The 23,526-nt window shown below is 40.2% G+C and carries 23 protein-coding genes, 1 riboswitch and 2 other annotated features; of the genes, 4 read left to right on the forward strand and 19 right to left on the reverse strand.

The genetic code is table 11. The features are described from left to right. From B808_RS01010 to B808_RS01025, 4 genes are read right to left on the reverse strand one after another with little or no spacing between them, the layout of a single operon-like run. Nucleotides 1-501: a phosphatidylglycerophosphatase A family protein gene (locus B808_RS01010; RefSeq protein WP_009167260.1), complete on the reverse strand. Its 501-nt coding sequence runs from the start codon at nt 499-501 to the stop codon at nt 1-3. A gap of 9 nt (nt 502-510) precedes the next feature. After that, complete coding sequence (locus B808_RS01015; RefSeq protein ID WP_035421393.1) at nt 511-1,137, reverse strand: hypothetical protein; 627 nt, start codon at nt 1,135-1,137, stop codon at nt 511-513. A gap of 6 nt (nt 1,138-1,143) precedes the next feature. Beyond that, nucleotides 1,144-1,842 carry a CPBP family intramembrane glutamic endopeptidase gene (locus tag B808_RS01020; RefSeq protein WP_035421395.1) on the reverse strand — a complete coding sequence of 233 codons (699 nt, stop codon included), beginning with the start codon at nt 1,840-1,842 and terminating at the stop codon, nt 1,144-1,146. Beyond that, nucleotides 1,832-2,077 (reverse strand): hypothetical protein, encoded by a 246-nt coding sequence (locus B808_RS01025; protein WP_035421397.1) that lies wholly within the window; start codon nt 2,075-2,077, stop codon nt 1,832-1,834. The genes B808_RS01020 and B808_RS01025 overlap by 11 nt, the downstream gene beginning before the upstream one ends. A gap of 105 nt (nt 2,078-2,182) precedes the next feature. Here B808_RS01025 and B808_RS01030 point away from each other — a divergent pair, with 105 nt between their 5' ends. Beyond that, nucleotides 2,183-2,812, forward strand: a complete 630-nt coding sequence (locus tag B808_RS01030; RefSeq protein WP_009167264.1) for a deoxynucleoside kinase — start codon at nt 2,183-2,185, stop codon at nt 2,810-2,812. Between the two features lie 126 nt (nt 2,813-2,938). Here the strand turns inward: B808_RS01030 and B808_RS01035 are convergent, their stop codons facing one another. The 3 genes from B808_RS01035 to pepV all read right to left on the reverse strand — a co-directional run bounded on the left by B808_RS01035 (nt 2,939) and on the right by pepV (nt 6,649). Further along, nucleotides 2,939-4,102, reverse strand: a complete 1,164-nt coding sequence (locus tag B808_RS01035) for an ArgE/DapE family deacylase (protein ID WP_035421400.1) — start codon at nt 4,100-4,102, stop codon at nt 2,939-2,941. Nucleotides 4,103-4,108: 6 nt separating this feature from the next. Further along, nucleotides 4,109-4,951, reverse strand: coding sequence for a MetQ/NlpA family ABC transporter substrate-binding protein (locus tag B808_RS01040; protein ID WP_155830443.1), 843 nt, complete (start codon nt 4,949-4,951; stop codon nt 4,109-4,111). A gap of 42 nt (nt 4,952-4,993) precedes the next feature. Further along, nucleotides 4,994-5,199: a binding site (T-box leader), on the reverse strand. A gap of 49 nt (nt 5,200-5,248) precedes the next feature. Then, nucleotides 5,249-6,649 (reverse strand): dipeptidase PepV, encoded by a 1,401-nt coding sequence (gene pepV / locus B808_RS01045; protein ID WP_035421425.1) that lies wholly within the window; start codon nt 6,647-6,649, stop codon nt 5,249-5,251. A gap of 65 nt (nt 6,650-6,714) precedes the next feature. Between pepV and B808_RS01050 the strand changes: the two genes are divergently transcribed. Then, nucleotides 6,715-7,557 carry an NAD(P)H-hydrate dehydratase gene (locus B808_RS01050; protein ID WP_009167268.1) on the forward strand — a complete coding sequence of 281 codons (843 nt, stop codon included), beginning with the start codon at nt 6,715-6,717 and terminating at the stop codon, nt 7,555-7,557. A 58-nt stretch (nt 7,558-7,615) separates the two neighbouring features. On the opposite strand, the gene B808_RS01055 is transcribed toward B808_RS01050, so the two are convergent. Then, a complete protein-coding gene (locus B808_RS01055; protein ID WP_009167269.1) occupies nt 7,616-9,322 on the reverse strand; it encodes a putative polysaccharide biosynthesis protein in 1,707 nt (568 codons plus the stop codon). Between the two features lie 17 nt (nt 9,323-9,339). Beyond that, nucleotides 9,340-11,763, reverse strand: coding sequence for a leucine--tRNA ligase (gene leuS, locus B808_RS01060; RefSeq protein WP_009167270.1), 2,424 nt, complete (start codon nt 11,761-11,763; stop codon nt 9,340-9,342). A gap of 50 nt (nt 11,764-11,813) precedes the next feature. After that, nucleotides 11,814-12,013 (reverse strand) — a binding site (T-box leader). Between the two features lie 88 nt (nt 12,014-12,101). Between leuS and B808_RS01065 the strand changes: the two genes are divergently transcribed. After that, nucleotides 12,102-12,662 carry a class I SAM-dependent methyltransferase gene (locus B808_RS01065; RefSeq protein ID WP_009167271.1) on the forward strand — a complete coding sequence of 187 codons (561 nt, stop codon included), beginning with the start codon at nt 12,102-12,104 and terminating at the stop codon, nt 12,660-12,662. Here B808_RS01065 and B808_RS01070 read toward each other — a convergent pair. Both B808_RS01070 and metK read right to left on the reverse strand, forming a co-directional pair. Beyond that, nucleotides 12,659-14,116, reverse strand: a complete 1,458-nt coding sequence (locus B808_RS01070) for an MDR family MFS transporter (protein WP_035421405.1) — start codon at nt 14,114-14,116, stop codon at nt 12,659-12,661. The two genes, B808_RS01065 and B808_RS01070, sit on opposite strands and share 4 nt — an antisense overlap. Nucleotides 14,117-14,165: 49 nt before the next feature. Then, entirely contained in the window at nt 14,166-15,353 is a 1,188-nt protein-coding gene (gene metK, locus B808_RS01075) for a methionine adenosyltransferase (RefSeq protein WP_035421407.1), read from the reverse strand. Further along, a riboswitch (SMK box riboswitch) is annotated at nt 15,351-15,432 on the reverse strand. Its footprint overlaps the gene before it by 3 nt. A 71-nt stretch (nt 15,433-15,503) precedes the next feature. On the opposite strand from metK, the gene B808_RS01080 reads away from it, so the two are divergent. Continuing rightward, nucleotides 15,504-16,190 (forward strand): hypothetical protein, encoded by a 687-nt coding sequence (locus B808_RS01080; RefSeq protein WP_009167274.1) that lies wholly within the window; start codon nt 15,504-15,506, stop codon nt 16,188-16,190. A gap of 25 nt (nt 16,191-16,215) precedes the next feature. Here the strand turns inward: B808_RS01080 and B808_RS01085 are convergent, their stop codons facing one another. The 8 genes from B808_RS01085 to B808_RS06590 all read right to left on the reverse strand — a co-directional run. Continuing rightward, on the reverse strand, nt 16,216-16,953 hold the full coding sequence (locus B808_RS01085) for an amino acid ABC transporter ATP-binding protein (protein WP_035421409.1): 738 nt from the start codon (nt 16,951-16,953) through the stop codon (nt 16,216-16,218). Then, a complete protein-coding gene (locus B808_RS01090; RefSeq protein WP_009167276.1) occupies nt 16,953-17,648 on the reverse strand; it encodes an amino acid ABC transporter permease in 696 nt (231 codons plus the stop codon). Before B808_RS01090 ends, B808_RS01085 begins: the two co-directional genes overlap by 1 nt. A 12-nt stretch (nt 17,649-17,660) precedes the next feature. Further along, nucleotides 17,661-18,437: a transporter substrate-binding domain-containing protein gene (locus tag B808_RS01095; protein ID WP_051393775.1), complete on the reverse strand. Its 777-nt coding sequence runs from the start codon at nt 18,435-18,437 to the stop codon at nt 17,661-17,663. Nucleotides 18,438-18,581: 144 nt separating this feature from the next. Then, nucleotides 18,582-19,844 (reverse strand): solute carrier family 23 protein, encoded by a 1,263-nt coding sequence (locus B808_RS01100; RefSeq protein WP_009167278.1) that lies wholly within the window; start codon nt 19,842-19,844, stop codon nt 18,582-18,584. 145 nt (nt 19,845-19,989) lie between these two features. Continuing rightward, nucleotides 19,990-21,165, reverse strand: a complete 1,176-nt coding sequence (locus B808_RS01105; protein WP_009167279.1) for a hydroxymethylglutaryl-CoA synthase — start codon at nt 21,163-21,165, stop codon at nt 19,990-19,992. Between the two features lie 162 nt (nt 21,166-21,327). Further along, a complete protein-coding gene (locus tag B808_RS01110) occupies nt 21,328-22,524 on the reverse strand; it encodes an aminotransferase class I/II-fold pyridoxal phosphate-dependent enzyme (protein ID WP_009167281.1) in 1,197 nt (398 codons plus the stop codon). A 113-nt stretch (nt 22,525-22,637) separates the two neighbouring features. After that, the gene (locus tag B808_RS01115) at nt 22,638-22,901 is read right to left on the reverse strand and encodes a hypothetical protein (protein ID WP_009167282.1); all 264 of its coding nucleotides are present in this window, start codon (nt 22,899-22,901) and stop codon (nt 22,638-22,640) included. A 49-nt stretch (nt 22,902-22,950) separates the two neighbouring features. Continuing rightward, on the reverse strand, nt 22,951-23,526 hold a 576-nt coding region (locus B808_RS06590; protein WP_035421412.1), incomplete at its 5' end, for an ABC-2 transporter permease.

Below are 23,526 nucleotides of genomic sequence, written 5' to 3' on the forward strand. Positions count from 1 at the left end.
CTATGAATTTTCGTGAGCGATTTTAGCCGAGGCGGCTCCAGCCACCGAACCAACCAAATCATCAATAAAAGTAGTTACTCGATCTTGCGCTTGATCAAGCTTTTTTACGATTCCCTGCTTATTTGTATCTAGACCACAATAATTTGTAATTCCGATGGTGCCATAAATGTTTGCTATGCCGAGCGCAAGGGTTTCATCGACTCCGAAAACACCCAAATCATGTTCAACAATACTCTGTAATGGCTCTTCTAATTTATGTTGCGTTGCTAAGCGGTCAATTTCTAAACCCACCATCGCATTATTTAAAACTTCACGTTTGTGCAAAACATCGATTACGATCTTATCGACATACTCCATGCTTGGAATTTTTATATAGGATTTTTGTAAATTATAGGTCACTTGGGCAATATCCCGAACAGTGACCCCGTTGTCATTTAAAGTTTTTATCACAAAATTATACGCTTGGGTATCCGGATATTTATAGTCTCGCTTATCAACCATGGTCTTCTCCTATCTGACATCTGTTTTTGGGGTAACGGTTACATCATACGGGTTCGGGTTTTGATTATTAGTGATTAGAATATGCAATGATGCATGGCGTTCTAACAAATCTTCAATCACACTAGTGACAAAATCAGCTCCCTGAAAGTCTTCACGAAAATCATCAATCGTTGAAAAATAATCGATTTTTATGATTGTATCACAGCTACCACCGTCTGATTTAATCTCATCAATCCGAATAAGGCGGTTCTTTTTCATTTTCTGAATGATGGGTAGCACAAATGATTTGTAAAAAGAAACTGCATCAGCTAACTCCGCTTCAACCTGTTTTTGCTCTGATGTCAATGCAGCAAGGTTTGTTGCGGTTGGATCCGAAAACCACGTTACGTGTTTCAAGAGGTAGTTGCGATCATGATGTTCGAGTGCCATCTTAATTTCCTCGGCAACTTGATCATCGTTCCCCTGATGATATACCAGAGCTAGATCAGAAACCGTTGCTACATCATTGTCATTGAGTAACTGCGGGAGATTTTTCATATTTTGCAAATATTCTTGCTCTGTGATTTTTATTTCTAAAGCAACCTTTGCAAGTCGATTTTTTAAATTGTTATAGTAGTTAAATTCACTAATATCCATTCCAAATCATCCTTTCACTTTGTATAAGGAGATAATCATTAGGATCGTTGCCAACAGATTATTTAGAAAATGAACCATAATTGCTACTTCGATCTTTTCAGATTTAAAATATACATAAGCTAATAACATTCCCAAAAAAGCATAGATAAAAAAACTAATAATATTAGAACTTAAATGTCCGCTAGAAAAAATCAAGCCACTGGCAACTAATGAGAGCCACTTTGGAAATCTATCAAAAACACCGCGAATTAAATACCCCCGAAACACCAGTTCTTCTAAAACCGGAGACAAAAAAATCACGGAGAAACTCAATAACAAGAGAACTGTCGGATTTGATCGTAACAAATGAGAAATTGCTTGGTCATTTTTAGTTCCGACTTGATGAAAAACCAATTCATTTAAAATCTGCATCAAAACTTCAATTACATAAAATAAAATCCAAGTTTTTATCACTAACCCAACGTCTGTGATTGTTAGGCGGTGCGTGGACTGCTTCCAGACTGACTGATAAGCTTGCCAAGCTATCGCAATCGCAATCAAAAATCCGGCTATGTAAACAATTCCAGTGACAATTTGTATTGCCATACTAGTCGAATGGTTTGCTAGATAGATGACTGGCGAAGAAACAAATAAAACCATTGTAATTAAAACTACTAAAATCAGGGTTCTCATTATATACTGCCAGAGTAGTGATCTATTTTTCATCCTGTTCCCCCTGCTTTTTATTGGCTACGTCATCGGAGCGCTGCTTATCCAGCTTTTGAAAAATCAGCATCACTATCGGAGTTAAAACCATTCGAATTACTACTGCAATCATGACAAGTAGCATTAGTAACTTCCAGCTTTTACCAGAAAAAAATCCAATGACATTGTTACTAAGACCAAATAGCAAAAAACTATTAGATTTCTGTAATACTTGTGCAACCACTATCTTGATCAAAACTAATCACTCCTAGAATATCATATTAGTAAACTTTATTTCACAGCTATTTACCGCCAAAAATAGAGCATGCTATACTAAGATCATCAGTAAAAAGGAGCTATTATGGTGATAATTACAGCAGGAATGATCGGTGTCGGTAAAACTACACTAACTAGTCTAATCGCAAACCACTTAGGAACCAAACCTTTTTTTGAGCCCGTTGGTGATAATCCGGTGCTTCCATTGTACTATCAAAATCCACAACAATATGGATTTTTATTACAAATATATTTTTTAAACAAGCGTTTTGCTATGATAAAACAAGCGCTCAACGATGATAATAATGTCTTAGACCGTTCAATTTATGAAGATGCACTTTTTACTCGTGAAAATAATGCAGCTGGCAATATTTCTGACATTGAGTTAAGCGTTTATCTCAAACTGCTCGACAACATGATGTCAGAATTGAACGAGTTACCAAAAAAGCATCCCGACTTACTAGTTTATGCAGCAACAGATTTTCCTACTATTCTTGCCCGTATCAAAAAACGCGGGCGGGACTATGAACAGTTTGAGGGAAATCCCGAATTAGAAAAATATTATTACAAAATGTGGTTAGCTTACCAAACATGGTATCAAGAATATGATCTTGGTCCAAAAATGATGCTTAATCTACAAAAATATGATTTAAGTGATGCTAAAAATACCGAAATTGTCCTGAAAAAAATCGATCAAAAACTAGCGTCCATCTAATTAAAAATTCTCAGTTTGAAAACCCTAAAAGTCTATTAAAAACAGCCGTGCATCTCGTTATATCCCACGGCTGTTTTTAATTTTATCGTCAACACCTGACTTTAATCGTACAATAGATTAGCTAGATCAGTCCGCCGATGATTCGCGAAAATAGTCAGTGATTAACTGTTCGTAGATGGCAATCGTGGTTAGATAACTTGAAATGGTCGTGTGTTCATCAATTTGATGAGATGACTGATCTTTATCAGGCCCAAGCAGAATTACTGGCATTTTTGGATTAGTTTGTACAAATACGCTGGCATCACTCGCCCCATTATTAACAATTAATTTTGGTTTCCGATCTTGATAGTTCATTTGACTAATTTTCAAAGCTAGTTGCACAAAAGCATGGTTTGCTTCCGTTTCAATTGGATAAAAATCATGTAATAGTTCAAACTTCAATTTGTAGCTAGATTCTTGATTAATTCTATCTAGAGCTGCTTGAATCGTGCTAATCACTGCCTGATTATCAAAACTAGTAGTTGGTCGTACATTTCCTAAGAGGGTGGCTCGTGCTGGAATTGTATTAACCTGATTCCCTCCTTCGATTACAGTGACACTATGCTGAACTTCACCCAAAACTTCGTCGTGAGGAGCTTTGTCAAACAAGTGTGCCTCTACCGCTAAAAACTTAGCAAGTCCCGTAATCGCATTAATTCCAAGCTCTGGGGTTGAACTATGCGCTGGTTTCCCCTGACTAGTAATCCGATAGTTAATACTGCCGGAGTGCGCAAATGTAACATTCCCATCAGTTGCTTCCCCAACTATCAGCGCCGATAAATCTTTGATTTTTTCTGGCAAAAATTGATAGGCTCCTGGTGCTCCAAATTCTTCTCCTGCAGTGAGCAATAAGCGCACGATCCCTGCTGGTTCTTGCTGCTTTTCAACTAGTTCAATCAAAGCAATCACTTCAGCCGCCAACCCACTTTTCATGTCTGCCGCACCTCGTCCATACAGCTTGTCATCCAAAATGGTGGCGGAAAATGGTGGAAATTTCCAATCATCATCATTGGTAACTGCCACTGTATCAGCATGACCCGTCAGACCTAATACTCGGGGATCTTTGCCTTGCCCAATTTCTACCAATAAATTGGCTCGCTCCGGTTCATTAGCAAATGGGAGTAGCGTACTCTCAATGCCAAAATTACGTAACTCGGACGATAAGTAACGCAACACCGCTTTTTCATTACCGTTAACTGATTTTATTTTAATAATATTTTGCAGAATTTGAATTTTTTGTGCACGTTCCATCGCTAATTACTCCTTTAAATTTAATTTCCAAGCGGGAATTTGATTAGTTCCAGAAACCTGTTTGATCTTACGAGCGGTTGGCTCAGATTGGTATGCCTTTACTAATTTTTGAATTTTGGGGTTGTTACGATCAGCCTGGTTAGCCGCAATAAAATTAATCCATTGGTGCGCATTTTTTTGCAATGGTTCTGAAAAAATAGCTCGCTGCGGATTTAAGTTGGCAGTTTGGGCATAGTTTCCATTAACCACTGCCGCTGACACATCAGATAATGAACGGGCCGTCTGACTAGCATCAACTTCCTTAATTTTGAGCTGCTTGAGATTAGACTGAATTGATTGTAAAGTAGCGATTTTAACGTGTGGTTTCAGTGTTATTAATCCCGCACTCTGCAATAAAAATAGTGCCCGCGATTCATTATTGGTATCATTAGGTATCGTAATTGTAGCTTTCGTTGGCAGATCATTAAGCCGCTTAGCTTGGTAAGAATATATTCGCATTGGTTCAATAATAGTATCGCCAACCGCTGTAATGTTGGTGTGGTGTTTTTGATTCCAAAGCTTTAAAAACGGATAGTTTTGAAATGCATTAACATCAATATTATGGCTGCTCAAGGCTGCATTCGGTTGACTGTAATCAGTAAAGGTCTGAAACTGGACATTTAACCCATACCTTTTTTTTGCTGTCGCAGCTACTGTATTCCAAATTTCTTGTTCAGATTGTGACCCTGCCATAATGCCAACCCGAATGGTATTTTTTTGCTGAGAACGATTGTTTCCAAAGCTAAAGTAGCCCAAAACAAAAATCATCAGCAAAACTCCGCCCCAAATCCAATGTTTTTTTAGTCGCATCTTCATTCTCCTAAAAAGTTTAAAAAGAAAAAACACCCATCCATAAAGGACGAGTGCTCTCGCGTTACCACCTTAGTTCCCAGCATCAAACTGGATCTCACCGGATTTAATATCGGCATCCATCCCGTTCCTACCATAACTAGTAAGAATAACTCCCAGCCCATCTTCTAAAACCGTTATCATTTCTTCGCACTAACCAGAAACTCTCTGAGATTAACCTGTTTTATACTCTGCTGTTCCGTTTATCTTTATTCGTTTGACAATGAATATAATCTGAACGCGATCATTTGTCAATGATTATTTATCAGTAACTGTTGCCAGTGCTTCAGCGTAAATTGACATTGCTAGCAATAAGTCCGACTGTGGCTGAAATTCATTTGCTTGATGCATCGTATCAGTTGTCGTTGGCAACAATGCCCCAAAAGCAACTCCATGTTCCATTAGACGTGCATAAGTTCCACCACCAACTACTTCTGGTTGATCATGGTAACGACCAGTCTGTTTTCGGTAAACTTCCATTAATGATTCAACCAACGGATCATCGATTGCTACAAAATGAGGTTGCATATTACTGATTTGTCGTACGGTTGCTGTAGCAGTTGCTGCCTGAAGCTGCTGTGCAATTCGATTTGGATCAACCCCTTGCGGATAACGAAAGTTAGTGTTAATCAGACCGCCAGTATCATTTGTATATTGCATCTGACCAACGTTCATGGTTAGATCCCCCATGACTTCATCAGTGAAATTCAAGCCTAATTTTACCGCTCGAGAATCATCATGCAGCTTTTGGGCAATGAAAGTAACAAACTTCTGTCCGACCGGATCTAATGACTGCGAAGCCAAAAACGAGCTTAAATATGTTCCAGCATTCAAACCTTTTTTAGGCTCCATTCCGTGGGCTGCCTTTCCTACAATTGCTAACCGAATCAGATTAGATTCTGTTTCGCTACTTCCAGTGACCGGAACTGTTTGTAAGAAATCATTAAAAGCCTTCACCACTGTTTGCGGTTCATCACTAGTCAACACCGCAGTGGCATCCCGAGGAACCATATTTTCTTTCAACCCGGCTTGAAAAGATTTTAATTGGGGCACAACGCTATCTTGGGTTTGAGGGAATTTAATTTCAAAACTTGTGTTACCTTTTTCTCCATTTATCAATGGAAATTCAGCATCTGGAGAAAAACCACCGCAAGGAGCTGGTTGAGTTTCAAAATAACGTTTCATCCCAGTCCAGTTGGTTTCTTCGTCAGTTCCAATAACTAATCTAATTTTACGCATAGGGTGGATCCCATTAGCTTTTAAGATTCGCAAAGCATAGTAAGCGGCAAGGGCCGGACCCTTGTCATCTGAAGTACCTCGCCCAATCAGGTTATCACCACTAACTTCAAGTTTAAATGGATCAGTCGTCCAACCCTTTCCAGCGGGAACCGTATCTGCATGTCCCAACACCGCAAAATATTCAGAACCACTACCGTACTCAATATAACCAACGATGTTATCAATATTTTTAGTAACAAACCCATCTCGTTCCCCAAATGCTAAGAATTGTTGTAACGCATGGGCAGGACCCGGACCAAGCGGAAATTCATCCGTCTGATGTTCTACGTCACGAGAACTATCAATTGCTACTAATTTTTTTAAGTCAGCCAAATATTCAGGTTGTAGGGCGGCTGCAGCTGCTTTCCAATCCATTTTAATCATCCTTTTCTGTGTTAATTTCTTATGCAAGAGCTCGTGCTATACTAAACAAGAGGTGAACTATTATGCAAAAGATTACATCAGCAATCTTACCACAAACAATTCGGATTCGGCCGAATACTAGTTTTAAGGGAACCTATGGAAAAGCAGTATTGGTAGGCGGTAATCAGCAATTTGGCGGAGCTATCATCATGGCCACTCTGGGTGCCGTGTATGCCGGAACCGGATTAACTACCACCCTAACTGATCCCATCAATTTTGCAAGTGTGCATAATTGGGTGCCAGAAGCCATGACGGCTGATTATCAGCAACAACAATCGCAACTTATAAAGACGGCAAAAGTAGTGGCCATTGGTCCAGGACTAGGGGTCTCAGATCAAGCACTACATATCTTGAAAGCAATTTTAGCCATGATTACTGCTGATCAAATCCTCATCCTAGATGGATCAGCACTAACCTTAATCGCAAACCATCAGTTAGCACTGCCAACCGCTACAATCGTCCTGACACCACATCAAATCGAATGGGAACGACTTTCTGGTTTGCAGGTCTCCCAACAAACTACCACGAAAAATCGGATTGCCTTTCAACAAATTTTAGGGTCACAATCTGGCTATCTCGTTTTAAAGTCCCATCGAACTTGTGTCTATACCCCTACCGATTGCTATGAAAACACCGTTGGGACCCCAGCCCAGGCAACTGGAGGAATGGGAGATACTCTGGTTGGCATCATTACGGGTTTCCTTGCCCAGTTTACTGATGTCCAAAATGCCTTACTTAGCGCTGTCTATACCCACAGTGCCATTGCTGAACAACTGGCCACCACCCAATATGTTGTCCTGCCACATCAAATTTCAGCCGCATTACCTACCTTTATGAAACAGCACGAACAGAAACTATCACTTTAAAATCAAACTAAACAGGGCAGAGACCGTTGAACGATCTCTGCCCTGTTTTTTACTTAAATTAGCTTTTAATGTGCAGTCCATCACGGAGACGTTGCACTTTTTGACCCAATACTTCATCAGCAACATGTGTTTTTAAAGTTAGATAGATATACACCATGCCCCCCATGCAAGCAACAACCACTGTCACAAAAAAGCTTGCTAGCGAGCCAAACGGATTTCCTACCAAACCAATCAAGAAGTTCAGAGCATAAACACCCACTAAGGATACGACATACATCACCAAAGAAAATAATAAAATTTCAGCGGTTTTTTGAACAACTCGACCAGTTTCAATCCCGAACTGTCGACTTAACACTCGCAAGATTAAATAGTTAGCTAGCGAAAAACCCAAGATCGTTGATAGTAAGGTTCCAAAAGCTCCCATCCAGACTACCAATGGGTACTGCGTCAACAGTTTCACAACCGTTCCAATCACAAAAAATTTTACTGCCTTTTTGTTTTGGGAAACCCCCTGCATTAAGGCAGCCGCTACCACAAACAGCCCCACTGGAATCGCTTGCAGAGCAGAAAATGATAGAATATTGCTACTAAAATTCATATTAGAAGTACCATAGAAGGTTCTGTTTAGAGGACCCGCAACTGCAGCCATCCCCAGCGCCGCCGGGAGCATCACAAATTCAAATAAAATTAATGCATTTGAAAACTGATAACGAACTTCTTGACCATTTTTGCGGGTAAAGGCTGCCGATAACATCGGAACCATCGTAATTGCAATCGAAGACGCAAGCGAAATCACAATCATAGTCAGTTTATTGGCATTGCCCGCAAAGATTGCATAATTCACCTGCAAAGCTTGCATTGAGATCTTGGTGGTAGCTTGCATAATCGGGAAGAAGGTAAATTGATCAATCAAAGAAAAAATGGTTACACCTGCTCCTAAAATCACAAACGGAGCTGCTTGCATAATAATTTCGCGATACAATTGACGCGTTGGTACACTTAGTTTGTTGCTACTCTGCGCTATTAATTGCTGATAATAATCATGCCGTCGCCAATAATACCAACCGAGTACTAGCAAGCCAAAGATAGCACCAATAAAAGCAGCAAAGGTTGATTGTGCCACTGCGGTAACCCAACTGCCATTGAACACCCGTAAAATAACGAAAGCAGACAATAACATATAGATAACCCGAGCCAGCTGTTCCACAAACTGCGACAGAGCTGAGGGTGCCATGTCTTCATATCCTTGAAAAAATCCACGGGTCAAACTCATGGTTGGAATAATCAGAACTGCCCATGCTAGTGACCGAATTACAGGAATTACATTAGCATCTCCGTTAGTTAAAAATGGAGCTCCTAGCCATAGAATCAAAGCGCTAATAATCCCCATACCAACTGCTAACATGAGTCCACGCTGATACAGCTTAACTCCAATTTGATACTCATTTAAAGCATTGTAATGCGCAACTTGTTTTGCAATCGCAGATGGAATCCCTGCAATTGCAACAATCAATACAAAACTATAGATGTTATATCCTTGCGTATATAGTGAATTCGCAATTGGAAATAATGAAGCGCCAAAAATCAAGCGCCATGGAATGATATATAGCGCACCAAGAATCCTTGAAAGAATACTCCCAATTGTCATCCAGGCTGAACCCTTCAACATTTGAGCACGACCGTGTTCCGAAGCCGTCGCCTGTTTGGCAGCTAGAACTGCGTCTTCATCAAAATCATTATTCAAAATCAAACCCGCCTTCAACATTCTAAGCAATCAGATTATTAACTAGCTACAATATTAACAATTTTGCTAGGAACTACCACTATTTTATGAATCTTTTTCCCTGTGACCGCTGTTTTCACATGCTGATTAGCAAGTGCTAATTCTTGTAGTTCACTATTTTTTATGTTCGGCTCAACCTGTAGATGAGCCCGCACTTTGCCATTGACTTGAACTACAATTTCAATTTGATCAGCAACCGTTTGCTGTTCATCATAGCTAGGCCAGTCAGCATAGGCAATCGAATTCTTATTTCCTAGACGTTGCCAAAGTTCTTCACAGAGATGGGGAGTAATTGGTGACAGTAGTTTAACGAGTCCGGTCGCATATTCAGTTGGCAGTTTTTGTTCCTTATAAACCGCATTAACAAAAACCATTAATTGTGAAATAGCAGTATTAAACCGCATTTTTTCCAAATCATTAGTGACTTTCTGCACAGTCTGATGATAAATTTTAGTCAAATTGCCATCATTCTCAGTCGTTAAAAATTCGCTCATTTGATTATCATCATCAATAAAGAGGCGCCAAAAACGTTTGATCCAGCGATTTGCCCCGGCAAGTCCTTCGGTACTCCATGGTTTTGACTCCACGAGCGGACCCATGAACATTTCATATAGGCGCAACGTATCAGCTCCGTACTCCGCTACAATTTCATCAGGATTAACCACGTTTCCTTTTGATTTAGACATCTTTTCGTGATTTGTACCCAAAATCATCCCTTGATTAACTAGTTTTTGAAATGGCTCTTTGGTTGGGACAACCCCCAGATCATATAAAAACTTATGCCAGAAGCGAGCATACAAAAGATGGAGCACTGCATGTTCGGCACCGCCGACATACAAATCAACTGGTAGCCAGTACTTTAGCTTTGCTGGATCCGCAATCATTTGATCATTATGAGGATCAATATAACGTAGGTAATACCAAGAACTACCCGCCCATTGTGGCATGGTATTGGTATCACGAACCCCATGGCGTCCCTGTGAGTCGGTTACATTTACCCAATCAGTCAGATTTGCAAGGGGGCTCTGTCCGGTTCCAGATGGTTTTAAATCATCCGTTTGTGGCAACCTTAGTGGTAGTTCCGTCTCTGGAACCAAGCTAGTCGTGCCATCATCCCAATGAATTACTGGAATAGGTTCACCCCAATAGCGTTGCCGTGAAAAAATCCAATCACGTAATTTGTAATTCACCTGAGATTTACCAGCATGATGGTCCTGTAACCACTCCATCATCTTATCTAAACCAGTTTGGCGGTCCAATCCATTCAAAAAACCAGAATTAATGTGCTGACCGTCACCAGTATAAGCTTCCTTTTCAACGTTTCCACCGGCAATCACTGGGATGATCGGTAGCGCAAACTTTTTAGCAAAATCATAGTCGCGCTGATCATGAGCTGGAACAGCCATAACCGCTCCCGTTCCATAAGATGATAGTACATAATCACTAATCCAAATGGGTAAATGCTTACCATTTACGGGGTTGGTAGCATATGATCCAATAAAAACACCAGTCTTGTCTTTATTAAGATCAGTTCGTTCTAAATCAGATTTTGAGGCAATTTGTTTTCTATAATCGGCTACGGCTGCTTGTTGTTCAGAACTAGTCAGGCGGTCAACTAGTTCATTTTCAGGTGCAAGAACTAAATAAGTTGCCCCAAACAACGTGTCCGCCCTAGTAGAAAAGACGTCGATGGTGTCTTGACAATCAACCACTGGAAAAGTGATCCGCGCTCCAGTTGAACGACCAATCCAATTTCGTTGCATCTGTTTGATACTTTCTGGCCAATCGAGATCTTCGAGGTCATCAAGTAAGCGATCTGCATACGCCGTGATTTTCAAAACCCATTGTTTCATCGGCTTACGATAGACCGGATAACCACCTCGCTCAGTTTTTCCATTAACGACCTCTTCATTGGCAACCACCGTTCCTCCCATCAAATCAGGAGCCCAGTTAACTTCAATTTCATCTTCATACGCCAAGCCCTTTTCATAGAGCTTTTCAAAAATCCACTGAGTCCACTTATAGTAACTTGCATCAGTCGTATTAACCTCTCGACTCCAATCATAAGAAAAGCCAAGTGATTTAATTTGACGCTTAAAGTTAGCAATATTCTGTTGAGTAAAGCTTCCTGGGTTATGTTTAGTTTTTAGAGCATACTGCTCTGCTGGAAGGCCGAAAGCATCCCAACCCATGGGATGTAGAACATTCTTTCCCTGCATCCGTTTAAATCGTGCCATAATATCAGTTGCAGTATAACCCTCTGGATGACCCACATGTAAGCCCTGTCCAGATGGATAGGGAAACATGTCTAAGACATAATACTTCTCTTGCTCAGGTTTGGGACTATTTTCCGTTTGAAAAGTTTGATTTTGTTCCCAGTAATGCTGCCATTTTGCCTCGATTTTATTGTGATCATAAACCATCTTTATCCATCTCCTGTCTCGATAAAAAAAGCCCCATAGAACATTTCATTCTATAGGACGAAAAACCGCGGTACCACCTAAATTCCCCGCAAAACCGGGACCCTTGGTTTCCTTAACGCGGACAACGATTAACCTACTCGATTCGGCTAACTCTCAATGATAAGTTCCGCAGAGGGTAAGCTAGGTTCACACCATCCACCTAGTCGCTGACCAATACCTTCAACGTAATAATTCATCTCAACAATTTAAGTTAAACTATAATTAAATTAATGATAGCAAATCAATTGCCAAAAAACAAGTTTCAAACGTCTTTTTATCTAGTCTGAAAGGAACCTGCCATGTACTTAAAATCAGCACTGCAAACCAGTCATGATCTTTTAGCTAAAAGTGTCCATCCTGGTGATACCGTTGTCGATGCAACGGCTGGGAATGGGCATGATACCCTTTTTTTAGCTCAGTTAGTCGGTCATCATGGTCATGTCTATAGCTTTGATATTCAGAAAAAAGCCATCCAGGCTACTCGAGCATTGTTAGAAAATCATCACGTCGAAACACCAGTTAGCCTCATAAATACTGGACACGAGAATGCCGATCACTACGTTAAAGAACCGCTTGCCGCCGCAATTTTTAATCTTGGCTATTTACCAGGCGCCGACCATCAGCTGGCAACTACCGCTCAGACCACGGTAATTGCCATGCAAAAATTGCTAGCAAACTTACGCCGCCATGGTGTCTTGCTCCTAGTGGTTTACGTCGGTCATCACGGAAGCCAACAAGAACAACAAGCCGTTTTAAATTTTGTAACCCGCCTTCCCCAAACCGACTTTCACGTAATGCAGTATCAATTTATTAATCAAATTAACCACCCACCAATGTTGATTGCGATCGAAAAGCGCTAGTTAATCTGCTTACGATCAAAAAAATTAACGATTACTGCAGCTATTACCAACAACAACGCTACTAAAAAAACATTGTGTAAAGCGCCATATAAAATCTGACGTAACGTCGGCAAAACACTTGCTGGTAACGTAGTTGCGGTACGTGGATTAATCAATTGATCCATCAACTTAAGGCTCGCTTGGGAATGCTGCTTAATTCCGTTGGCCATTCCTTGATTTAAAACGATCCCAAAAACTGAGATCATCAACGTCTGCCCCAAAGTTCGGCTCAAAGTATTAAACGAAGAAGCCACCCCAATTCGTTCATTGCTAACCTCATTTTGAGAAGTTACAGATGAGGTCGTGATGCACATACCAAAGCCAATCCCCATAATCGTTGACAGAACCCAAAAGATTACAAGCGGGGTTGTAATTGGTAGCAATGCTAATGACACTGCTCCAAAGCCAATAAAAATTAAACTAAGCCCGGTTACCAACTGTGGTCGCCACTTTAATAGTAATTTCCCTGACCAAAATGATCCTACCATCCAAAGAATCGATGTTGGAGTGACTGCAAATCCAGCAAATGTGGCCTTCAATCCCATAATTCCCTGTGTCCAATCAGACAAATATACTTCGTAGCCAAAGATAAACCCACTAATCAAAGCAGCAATACAATTTTGGATTACGAAAGTGCGATTATGAAATAAATCAATGGGAATAATTGGATCACTAGCGTGTCGCTCCTGCAAGTAAAAAGCGAACCCACTCAAAATTGTCACACATAAAAAGCTACCTAACACTAGATAATTTATAGGTTGGTTGCTTAGTTGCTGAAAACCCACCATTAGTGCTAATAAAAAGATGCCCAGCCATATAATTCCCGCCACGTCGAGCGGCTGCGTCTTTTTATGGGGCTGCTCATAGAAAAAACAAGCAAGCAAAACAATTGTCAGCAAGCCAATTGGAACATTAATGAAGAAAATCCAGTGCCATGATAAACTGTCAACGATGAATCCCCCTAAGAGCGGCCCGATGATTGAAGCAATTCCCCATGCTGATCCAAGGATTCCAATCACTTGGGCTCGTTTCTCAAATGGATACATATCAGCCACGATAGTAAAGGAAACCGGCATGATCACTCCCGCCCCGATTCCTTGAAGAGCCCGCCAAAAAATCAGCGTTTCCATACCATTAGATAGACCAGAAAAAAGCGAGCCAATGATAAACACAACAACTCCGGCAAGAAAAATCTTTTTTCGCCCTAACTGATCAGCTAATTTACCATAAATTGGCGTGGTAATTGCATTGGTCAATAGAAAAATGGAAAAAACCCAATTCATCAGGGAGACTCCATGCAGATCACCAACAATGGTTGGCATCGCTGTTGAAACAATCGTCCCCTCGACTGCTGTCATAAAGGTTGCAATAAATAAAGCAATCGTAGTAATTTTGATGTTTGTTCGCGCTTGCATTAAAATTTCCCTTCAAACTAAAATCGACTCCCAAAGAGTCGATTAAAAATTAATTAAAAAAATGTTGCAATTTTTCAATTTGGTCCGTTTGTTCCCATGGCAATTCGATATCAGTACGACCAAAATGACCGTAACTAGCTGTCTGTTCATAGATCGGTCTTTGTAAGTCAAGCATTTTAATAATCCCAGCCGGACGTAAATCAAAAATTGCACGAATTGCACGAATTAACTCGTCATCCGAATACTGAGATGTACCAAAGGTATTAACCTCAATGGAAACTGGTTCGGCCACGCCAATGGCGTACGCTAACTGAAGCTCAATTCGACGAGCGAGTCCGGCTGCCACCATATTTTTAGCAATATACCGAGCAGCATAACTGGCAGAACGATCAACCTTAGTTGCATCTTTTCCAGAAAATGCCCCTCCACCGTGATGGGCAGAACCACCATAGGTATCAACAATAATCTTTCGTCCGGTTAGCCCTGCATCTCCATTAGGACCGCCAATCACGAATTTACCAGTTGGATTAATTAGGTATTTAGTCTCTGCATCTAGATATTGTTTTGGAATCGTCGCTTTAATAATTTGTTCGATGACATCCTGGTGCAGCTGTGGCTGGCTAATTTCTGGATCATGTTGCGTACTCAAAACTACCGTATCAACTCGGAATGGCTGTCCATTTGAATCGTACTCAACTGTCACTTCGGCTTTTGCATCGGGACGAAGATATGGCAATTGTTCGGTTTTTCTCACCAAAGCAGTTCGCTTCATCAACTGATGCGCTAAAGAAATCGGCAATGGCATTAGTTCGGGAGTCTCATCTGTAGCATAGCCAAACATAATCCCCTGATCACCAGCACCTAATTGATCCATTGGATCACTAGCTCCGCTTCTGGTCTCTTCCGACTCATCAACGCCCACTGCAATGTCCGGCGACTGTTCATCTAGTGATACTAAAATCGCCACATTCGACGCATCAAACCCATACGCAGGATTATCATATCCAATCCGCCGTAAAGTTTTTTTCACAATTTCACGAATATTTACATCAGCAGTCGTCGAGATCTCCCCAAATACCAAGACTAACCCGGTTGTAACTGATGTTTCACAAGCAACTCGAGCCTGTTTATCTTGTTTTAAAATTGCATCTAAAACCGCATCACTAATTTGGTCTGCAATCTTATCAGGATGCCCTTCTGAAACAGACTCTGAACTGAATAAATGCTTTTCTGTCAATTTATTTTCCCCCTTAAAAATTGGTTACAAGGCAGCTTCACAAAACGTGAATCCCATCGGGAACATGCTTATAACTATTTAATGTTACCATAATTTAAGTTGCCGTTGCTAATAAATTACATTAATATAATAGTAATCGAGGTTGTTACTATGAAAACAATTTTTATAAATAAAATCAGCAATTGGATTTTAGGAATTAGCTTTGTTGGTGCTAATCTTTTAATTTGGAATTTAGCAGCCGGTAGTAATTGGGCACTTAGCACTAACGTAACTGGTCATGTCATGTTAATAAATCAGCTCTGCTGGGCAATCGCTGGCTGGATCGTGTTAGGAAAATTGGATGGACGTCTCTCGTTAATCTTTAATCCAATTCCAGTCATTTTAGCAATTAGTTCCGGTTTTCCAATCGTTTTAGACTGTTCATTTTTATTGATTGCAGTTGTTAATATTGCTGTTTTAATGCCTAAATTTCAATTGCATAACTACTACGGTCTCATTTGTTTTTGCTTAGTCAATGCGGTCTTACCAATCACCGCTCTAAACTATCTCAACAACCAATACCTCGATCAACACACCATTCTTAACGCTGCCATTTTAGCAACCCTCTATTTTATATCGTTTAATCTACATTTTACAAACCACCTTGAAACTAGAGCAAATTTAATAGCCATCATTCTGCTTGCCGGACTATTACTTGCTAACTATCCAATTTATAAAGGAGTCGTTGCCATTGCAATCCTGCTCGGTAGCTATGGCTTTCAGATTTTTACTAATCGAGAAAGTTGGATACTAGGATTTTTATTATATCTTTGTTTAAGTCTTATTATTTTCAATTAAAAAACGTAGCCTAAGGCTACGTTTTTTAATTGAGCGTGACTCCTTGTAAAAATTGTTGAATCCGATCAGTTTTAGCACTGAAAAATGCTTCTTTATCACCATCGAATTGAAGTTCGCCATCTTCTAAAAATAAAATCTTATCAGCAACATTTTTGGCAAATTGCATATTATGGGTAACCATAATCAACGAGTTACCCTCATTAGAAAGCCGTTCAAGCATACGTAAAATTTGATTTTCCCTTTCCGGGTCAAGCGCACTAGTCGGTTCATCTAACAAAATATACTGGGGCTGCACCGCAAGAGCCCGACAGATAGAAATTCTTTGTTGCTGCCCGCCAGACAACTCATGTGGATATGCCGTCGCATATTCATCTAGACCAACTTCTTGCAATAACTTGTGGGCCTGGTGCTCTGCTTGGTCAACTGCAACTTTGTGAACATGAATTGGAGCACTCGTAATATTTTGCAGAATGGTCAAATTAGGAAAAAGGTTCCAATTTTGAAACACCATACTAGTTTTATTGCGTAATTTATTACGCTGCTTGGAACTAATTGGTTGGCTGAAATCAAGCTTTAAATCATCAAACGTTAATTCGCCGGAATCGGGACGCACTAGTAAATCTAAAGAACGTAAGAGTGTTGTTTTCCCCGAACCAGATGGACCAACGATTACCGTGGTTTGTTTTTCGGGGAACCGAGCACTAATTCCCTTTAGTACTTGTTGGCTACCAAATTGCTTAGTTAATTTTGAAATTTGTAACATTAGTGACTGACCTCCTGTACAAATTTTGACGAACGACGTTCCAAATAATGTTGTAGCGTACTCAAAATTGTACATAAGATCGCATATAAAAAGGCGACTTCTATATACATTGTCAGTGGTTGAAAATTTTGTGCAGCAATCTGCTGGCTAACTTGAAACATCTCTGCAATTGTAATCGTACTTGCTAATGAAGTATCTTTTACTAAACCAATAAATTCATTTGATAATGGTGGCAACACGATCCGCAAAGCTTGTGGCATAATAATTCTCCATAAAGTTTGTGGTGTACTAAATCCCAAAGTATAGGCTGCATCCCATTGATCTTGATTAACAGCTAAAAGTGCGGAGCGAATCGTTTCTGAACCATAAGCACCTGTATTGAGGGAAAAGCCAATGACTGCCGCTGTAAACGGTGCTAATTTGATTCCAATCGATGGTAGTCCAAAGAAAATAATAAACAATTGCACTAACAGTGGAGTTGAGCGAAAGGCCCAAACATAAAAACTAACCAAGAGCCGAATTCCCTGCCACAACAGTTTAATGAATCGATTACCTTGCACTGGTAAAAATTTTATCAAAGCCACCACGACTGCAATTACTAACCCAATTGCAAATGATAATAATGACAGTGGAATGGTAAATTTAAGCATTGCCCCGAATAAACTGGGTAACGATGAACTCCAGATTTCCCACATGTTAATTAACCCCTATTTATTAGTAATATCAGTTCCAAAATATTTAATTGACAGTTGCTTCAATGTCCCATCACGACGTTCAGCAGCAAGCACTTTGTTCATCTTCTGATTGAGCTCACTAGATTTTTTATTCATCATTGGTGCAATCACATCGGCCTTAATTACGTCATTAGGAACTTCTTTATAAACCAAATCAGTAGATTTGTGGCTCTTCTTCCAGTATTCAAAGGCTTCCCGTGAATTAACAGCCGCCACCACTCGTCCTTGGTCAATCATGTCCATCGAGGTTTGAAAATCAGGAGATGCTACTGGTTGTGCTCCCATTTTTTTAGCATTATTCCAGTTATCAGTTCCGGTTCCTTCCGCAACTTTTTGACCCTTTAAGTCCTGTGGAGCTTTAATCTTAGAATCTTTTTTAGTAATAATCACTGACTTAGAATAGGCATATGGACTAGCAAACCGAAACTGTTTTTTTCGCTGGGGATTTTCAGCCATATTGTTAAAAATCACATCATAATTATTGGTATTCAGCCCAGCAATCAACGAGTCCCAACCGGTTGTTACAAATTTAGTCTTTAATCCCATTCGTTGAGCGGTCTTTTGGGCCAATTCCACTTCAAAACCAGTTAACTTACCGTCTTTACGATAGGAATAGGGCGCATAGGTTCCTTCAAGACCAACTGTAAGTGTCTTAGGTGTCTTAGTTTCGGCCGTCTGAGTCTTACCACAGGCAGTCAATCCCAAAATTGTTAATCCTGTCATTACCAACAATGACCATTTTTTCTTCATAATTAATCCATCCCTCATCTTAAAAAATTTGACTTTTTCATTATACATAATTACTTACTTTTTTTCCAAGGATTACTAAACTTCTCTAAAAATATATAACTAAAACCGACTAGCTAATAGAGGCTAGTCGGTCGCAGTTAATCTTTATTTAGTGGTTGAGGCCGGTGGCAAAATCAAGTTTAAAACAACCCCGATAACGGTTGCTAATGCTACTCCCGTGAACTGGAAAGCGCCAATTTGAAGGTAAGCATTGCCGACTCCAATTACTAAAATAACAGATGCAATCATAAGATTTCGTTTTTCATTTAAATCAAGCCGATCATCAACCATCACTTTAATCCCACTAGTCGCAATCGTTCCAAAAAGGAGAAAACTTATTCCCCCGATGACCGGTAACGGCATTTGCATAATCAAGACGTTCAACTTATTAATAAATGCAAAAGCAATTGCAAATAACGCTGCTCCTACAATCACATACACACTATAAATTTTGGTGATCGCCATAACGCCGATGTTTTCGCCGTAACTAGTCACTGCTGGACCCCCAACTAACCCAGCTGCAATCGAAGCGGCCCCATCACCAGCAAGCGTTCGATTTAATCCAGGATGCTTAAAAAAATTACGATGAGTTAGCTCACCTAATACCAAGAGATGTCCCATATGTTCTGTCATAGTTACAAATGCAATCGGAGCCATTACTAGGATGGCATTCCATTCGAAATGAAAACCGGTTTCGGTTCCCAAAAACGAAAATTGTGGAACTTTAAACCAGGGGGCTACCGCAATGGCATGCAGATCAACTAAGCCACAGCCAATTGAAAGTAAATATCCGCAAACAATTGCCAACAACACTGGAATCATCCCTAAAAATCCCTTTAATATCATGTTAAAGAAAATCGCTAGAAAAAGGGTTGCGAGGGCAATTAAAAAATAAGTTAGATTATAACTGCCATGCTTCATCATCGCATCAGTTGCTGCACTTCCAGCTAAGGATAGTCCAATCACGATGACGATTGGTCCAACAACTACTGGTGGCAAGAGCTGGTCAATCCAAGCGGTTCCTAAAAGCCACACTAACAGCGCGACAATCAAATACATCAACCCAACTGCAATTACTCCTTGCTGAACCCCAGCAATTCCTGTCGTTTTCATCAAAGCAAGCATGGGGGTTACAAATGCAAAACTGGAACCCATATAAGCTGGAATCTTCCCGCGGGTAATTAGAATATGCAGCAAAGTTCCAATCCCAGAAGCAAACAATGCAATGCTTGGACTTAATCCGACCAACAACGGAACAATGACCGTACTTCCAAACATAGAAAACATATGCTGCAACGATAAACCGATCCAGCTTAACCAACCAGGACGATCATTAACGTCCAAAACAATCTCATTTTCTTTTGTCACGGAGCTCCTCCTAATAAAAAATCACTATCCAGAGACAGTGATTTTTAGCTGGCTAAACATCCGTATTCGCAACTAAAATCTTGCTGTCTCTCTGGACGTGCTTCAAGATTAATTATTACAAACTTACCCGTTTTCCAAAGGAGTGTCAACTAACACTCTGCTGTACATACTGACGTTTATAATCAACTATCCCAGTAAACACAAAATCAGACTGGTCATGTTGAGTATCGACAACTAAATTTTCAGTTCCCGCCGATGGCCATTGCGAAAACATAATTTCATACTGGTGCACCGATAACTGAGTGCGTTGCTCCAACATCTGTTCGATTAACTGAGACCGCATCTGATTCCTAAATCCTGGTTGCAACGTCCCGGTATAAAACTCACCTTGTGCTCCCGAACCATAACTAAATAAGCCAATCTGAGCACCTGGCTGTAAGCTATCCGAGTGATCAAGCAATGACAACAAGCTCAAATATAATGATCCCGTATACAAGTTTCCAACTTCACGGCTGGCTAGACTGCTAGCATTAAAAGCTGCTAGCCATTTTTGTTGTTGGGCTTCACTAACTTCAGGTAGTAACCTTTTAAGCGCCTTCAACCCCATCTTTGTATATGGCAAATGAAAAACTAGCGCCTGCAATTCATTTAGCGATAAACCTGTTTGTCGTAAATATTCATGGACTGTTTTTACAAAAAACTGTTGATAGACATCATTTGAATAATGCCCATCAACCATTGCTTCGGTTCGATTCAAAGGACGCCAAAAATCCATCACATCCTCTGAATAAACACTACTGCACGTGCTGAGTGCTAAAATAGTTGGATTAGCCTTAACTATCATGGCTACTGCTCCTGCACCTTGGGTCACTTCACCAGGTGTATATAGCCCGTACCGTGCCACATCTGAACCAACAACCAAAGCCTGTTGCTCTGGATGCGCCCGTACAAAATCTTGAGCCATTTGCAGACCAGCGGTTGCCCCATAACAAGCCTGTTTAATCTCAAAAGCACGTGCCGCACTGTTTAAGTGTAGTAATTTTTGTAAATAAATTGCTCCCGACTTCGAATTATCGACACCGCTTTCCGTTCCAAAAATAATCAATGAAATTTTTGATCGATTTTCTTCATCTAATACCTGCAGCGCCGCATTAGCAGCCATCGTGACAGCATCTTGTGAAGGAGGGATTACTGCTTGGCTAGTCTGACCAATCCCGATTAGATATTTAGCGGGATCTTCCCCTCGTGCTTGTGCTAAATCAGCCATTGCTACCTTATAAGACGGCGTATAAAAACCCATCCGATCAATTCCAACATCCATTTTACTCACCTCGTTAGTTTTTGTGCCGATTGCTTTAATTTTACCGATTATACCGGTAAATGGCAAAAACAGCGCCGCAACTACCTCACAAACCTATTGAAATTTTTAAAGATGAATTTATAAAAAAGCATCCTAATGAAATAATTAGGATGCTTTTTTTAATTAAACTGATTTAGGAGTAGCCATCTCTGCTACAAAGTGCTTAATATTTGTAAGCGCCTGTTTGATTTGAGCAAGATTTGCAGCATAGGAAATCCGAAAATACCCTTCCCCGCTAGTTCCAAAAGCACTGCCAGGAGTAACCCCCACATGAGCTTCTTGTGCCAGTCTGAGACAAAATTCACGTGAGCTTTCATGATAACAACTAGGTATTTTAGCAAAGATATAAAACGCTCCGTCTGGATTAATAATTTCAAATCCTAACGGACGCAAAGTCTCGGTTACTAAATCACGACGTTGCTGGTATTCAACCAGCATGGGTTCAGTATCGTGGCGACCATGCTGGAGGGCCTCAATTGCAGCATATTGGGCCGGATTAGATGGAGACGTCACTAAATAACCATGCACCTTATTGATATTTGCAACTACCGCAGCTGGTCCAGCAACATACCCCAATCGATAACCCGTCATCGCATGTGATTTTGAAACTCCATTAATTAAAATGGTACTATTTGGAATAATGTTGGCAATCGAAGTATGCGGTAAACTATAGGTTAATTCGGAATAAATTTCATCCGCAATTACCAACAAATGGTGGCGTTGAATCACTGCTGCCAATGCCTCTAGTTCCGTGGCTGTGTATTCCACTCCCGTTGGATTGTTTGGATAATTTAAAATAATTTCTTTGACTTCTGGATAAGCCGTTAGTTGCTCATCTAATGTTTGTGGATCAATTTTAAATTGGTTTGGAGATGTATCCAATGGGATTACACTTGCCCCAGCCAGTTCAATCATTGCACCATAAGCTGGATAAGCTGGTTGGGGTACCAAAACCTGATCTCCGGGATTAACCGTGGCTAAAAAAGTACTAGAAAGTGCCTCGGTAGCACCATCCGTCACAATTACTTCTTGTTCAGGGTCATAGGTCAAATGAAGTCGCTGCTGAAGAAAATCACTGATCGTTTGGCGCAACTCAAGCCACCCATTTTGTGGCGAATAATGGGATTTGTTTTCTGCAATGCTGGCCATAGCGGCTTTTTTAATGTGCTCAGGAGTATTAAATCCAGGTTCTCCAACATTCAAACTAATCAGACCAGGAATATCTTTAATCTCTTTTGAAAACGAGCGAATTTGCGACGGTTTAATCTGCGTTAAATGCTGATTAAAAACCTCCGTTAAATTAGGATCTAAGTTTGGCATAGTCTTCTCCCTTATCAACTTTTGATTACTGTCAGTTTAGCTGAATTCTAAAAAACTACAAGACTTTTTGCTAATTTTATCACAATCTCTTAATTTTAAACTTTGGATCAGAATTATAAACTATCGGCACCCTTGGTAAAGTGACCTTTTTGTAGCTTAGCGCACGCTTTTTCAGCAGCACGACCCGCTTTCCCCTGCAGCTTGAGCTGTAATGCTGATTCCATGTCCTTGATACTGGCACTGCGTTCAGCGCTAGCTTCATTAATTTTAATTTGCTTTTCACTCTTAATGATTTGATATTTAACTCGGACCGCGGCCGGCAAAGCAGTTTTGATGGCTCGTTTAAAGATTTCTTTTTCAACTCGATTAATATCCATTGGTTATTTCCTCCCGTATTAATCTGGTTGTTTACAACGACAACCAGCACTAATCAGTCGCTAATTGATTCCTTTTTTTCTTAAATTCCAACAATAGCATGGTTACTCCCAAAATAACTGGATAAATCCCTAGGCCAATTAAGGATAACAACTGACCAGCTCCAAAATAAACTGCATTAATTGCGTCATTAAGCGCATTGACAGCATAGGTAAGTGGCAATAGCCATGCAATTTTATTGAAAATACCAAGTGCACTCGTTGGCACAATATTATTTGAAATCAATGCTTGTACCGCTAATAAAATCACCATTAAAATTAAACCGTTGGTTCCCATCATCCGATTTAAAATCAGGGCAATCACCGTAAAACTTAGCGAAATAAACAAGATATTAAAGGCAAATAGTCCAAAATTATTAGGATTAACTTTGAAAAGCATCGAGAAAACTACCACTCCAAGTGCCTGAACAACTGCAACAACCATCGCTTTTTTATCATTAAAAGATTTCTTTCCGTGTCTACGTAAATACAGCTTGGCAGCATACGTCAGTATGGCACCCACATATAACGCAATTGAAATGATGGTTGGTGCAAATAGTTTAATCAAATACCACTGGTCATCTTTTTC

Source organism: Fructilactobacillus florum 8D, assembly GCF_000512295.1.
GTDB classification, from domain to species: Bacteria; Bacillota; Bacilli; order Lactobacillales; family Lactobacillaceae; genus Fructilactobacillus; species Fructilactobacillus florum.

Excerpts from the sequence above, each read along its gene's own strand:
- B808_RS01085 (WP_035421409.1), bottom strand. The coding sequence starts at position 16,953 with ATGTTACAAATTTCAAAATTAACTAAGCAATTTGGTAGCCAACAAGTA.
- B808_RS01030 (WP_009167264.1), top strand. The coding sequence starts at position 2,183 with ATGGTGATAATTACAGCAGGAATGATCGGTGTCGGTAAAACTACACTA.
- B808_RS01020 (WP_035421395.1), bottom strand. The coding sequence starts at position 1,842 with ATGAAAAATAGATCACTACTCTGGCAGTATATAATGAGAACCCTGATT.
- B808_RS01010 (WP_009167260.1), bottom strand. The coding sequence starts at position 501 with ATGGTTGATAAGCGAGACTATAAATATCCGGATACCCAAGCGTATAAT.
- B808_RS01015 (WP_035421393.1), bottom strand. The coding sequence starts at position 1,137 with ATGGATATTAGTGAATTTAACTACTATAACAATTTAAAAAATCGACTT.
- B808_RS01050 (WP_009167268.1), top strand. The coding sequence starts at position 6,715 with ATGCAAAAGATTACATCAGCAATCTTACCACAAACAATTCGGATTCGG.
- B808_RS01040 (WP_155830443.1), bottom strand. The coding sequence starts at position 4,951 with ATGCGACTAAAAAAACATTGGATTTGGGGCGGAGTTTTGCTGATGATT.
- B808_RS01105 (WP_009167279.1), bottom strand. The coding sequence starts at position 21,165 with ATGGATGTTGGAATTGATCGGATGGGTTTTTATACGCCGTCTTATAAG.
- B808_RS01065 (WP_009167271.1), top strand. The coding sequence starts at position 12,102 with ATGTACTTAAAATCAGCACTGCAAACCAGTCATGATCTTTTAGCTAAA.
- B808_RS01070 (WP_035421405.1), bottom strand. The coding sequence starts at position 14,116 with ATGCAAGCGCGAACAAACATCAAAATTACTACGATTGCTTTATTTATT.
- B808_RS01035 (WP_035421400.1), bottom strand. The coding sequence starts at position 4,102 with ATGGAACGTGCACAAAAAATTCAAATTCTGCAAAATATTATTAAAATA.
- B808_RS01055 (WP_009167269.1), bottom strand. The coding sequence starts at position 9,322 with ATGTTGAAGGCGGGTTTGATTTTGAATAATGATTTTGATGAAGACGCA.
- B808_RS01095 (WP_051393775.1), bottom strand. The coding sequence starts at position 18,437 with ATGAAGAAAAAATGGTCATTGTTGGTAATGACAGGATTAACAATTTTG.
- B808_RS01090 (WP_009167276.1), bottom strand. The coding sequence starts at position 17,648 with ATGTGGGAAATCTGGAGTTCATCGTTACCCAGTTTATTCGGGGCAATG.
- leuS (WP_009167270.1), bottom strand. The coding sequence starts at position 11,763 with ATGGTTTATGATCACAATAAAATCGAGGCAAAATGGCAGCATTACTGG.
- B808_RS01110 (WP_009167281.1), bottom strand. The coding sequence starts at position 22,524 with ATGCCAAACTTAGATCCTAATTTAACGGAGGTTTTTAATCAGCATTTA.
- B808_RS01115 (WP_009167282.1), bottom strand. The coding sequence starts at position 22,901 with ATGGATATTAATCGAGTTGAAAAAGAAATCTTTAAACGAGCCATCAAA.
- B808_RS01080 (WP_009167274.1), top strand. The coding sequence starts at position 15,504 with ATGAAAACAATTTTTATAAATAAAATCAGCAATTGGATTTTAGGAATT.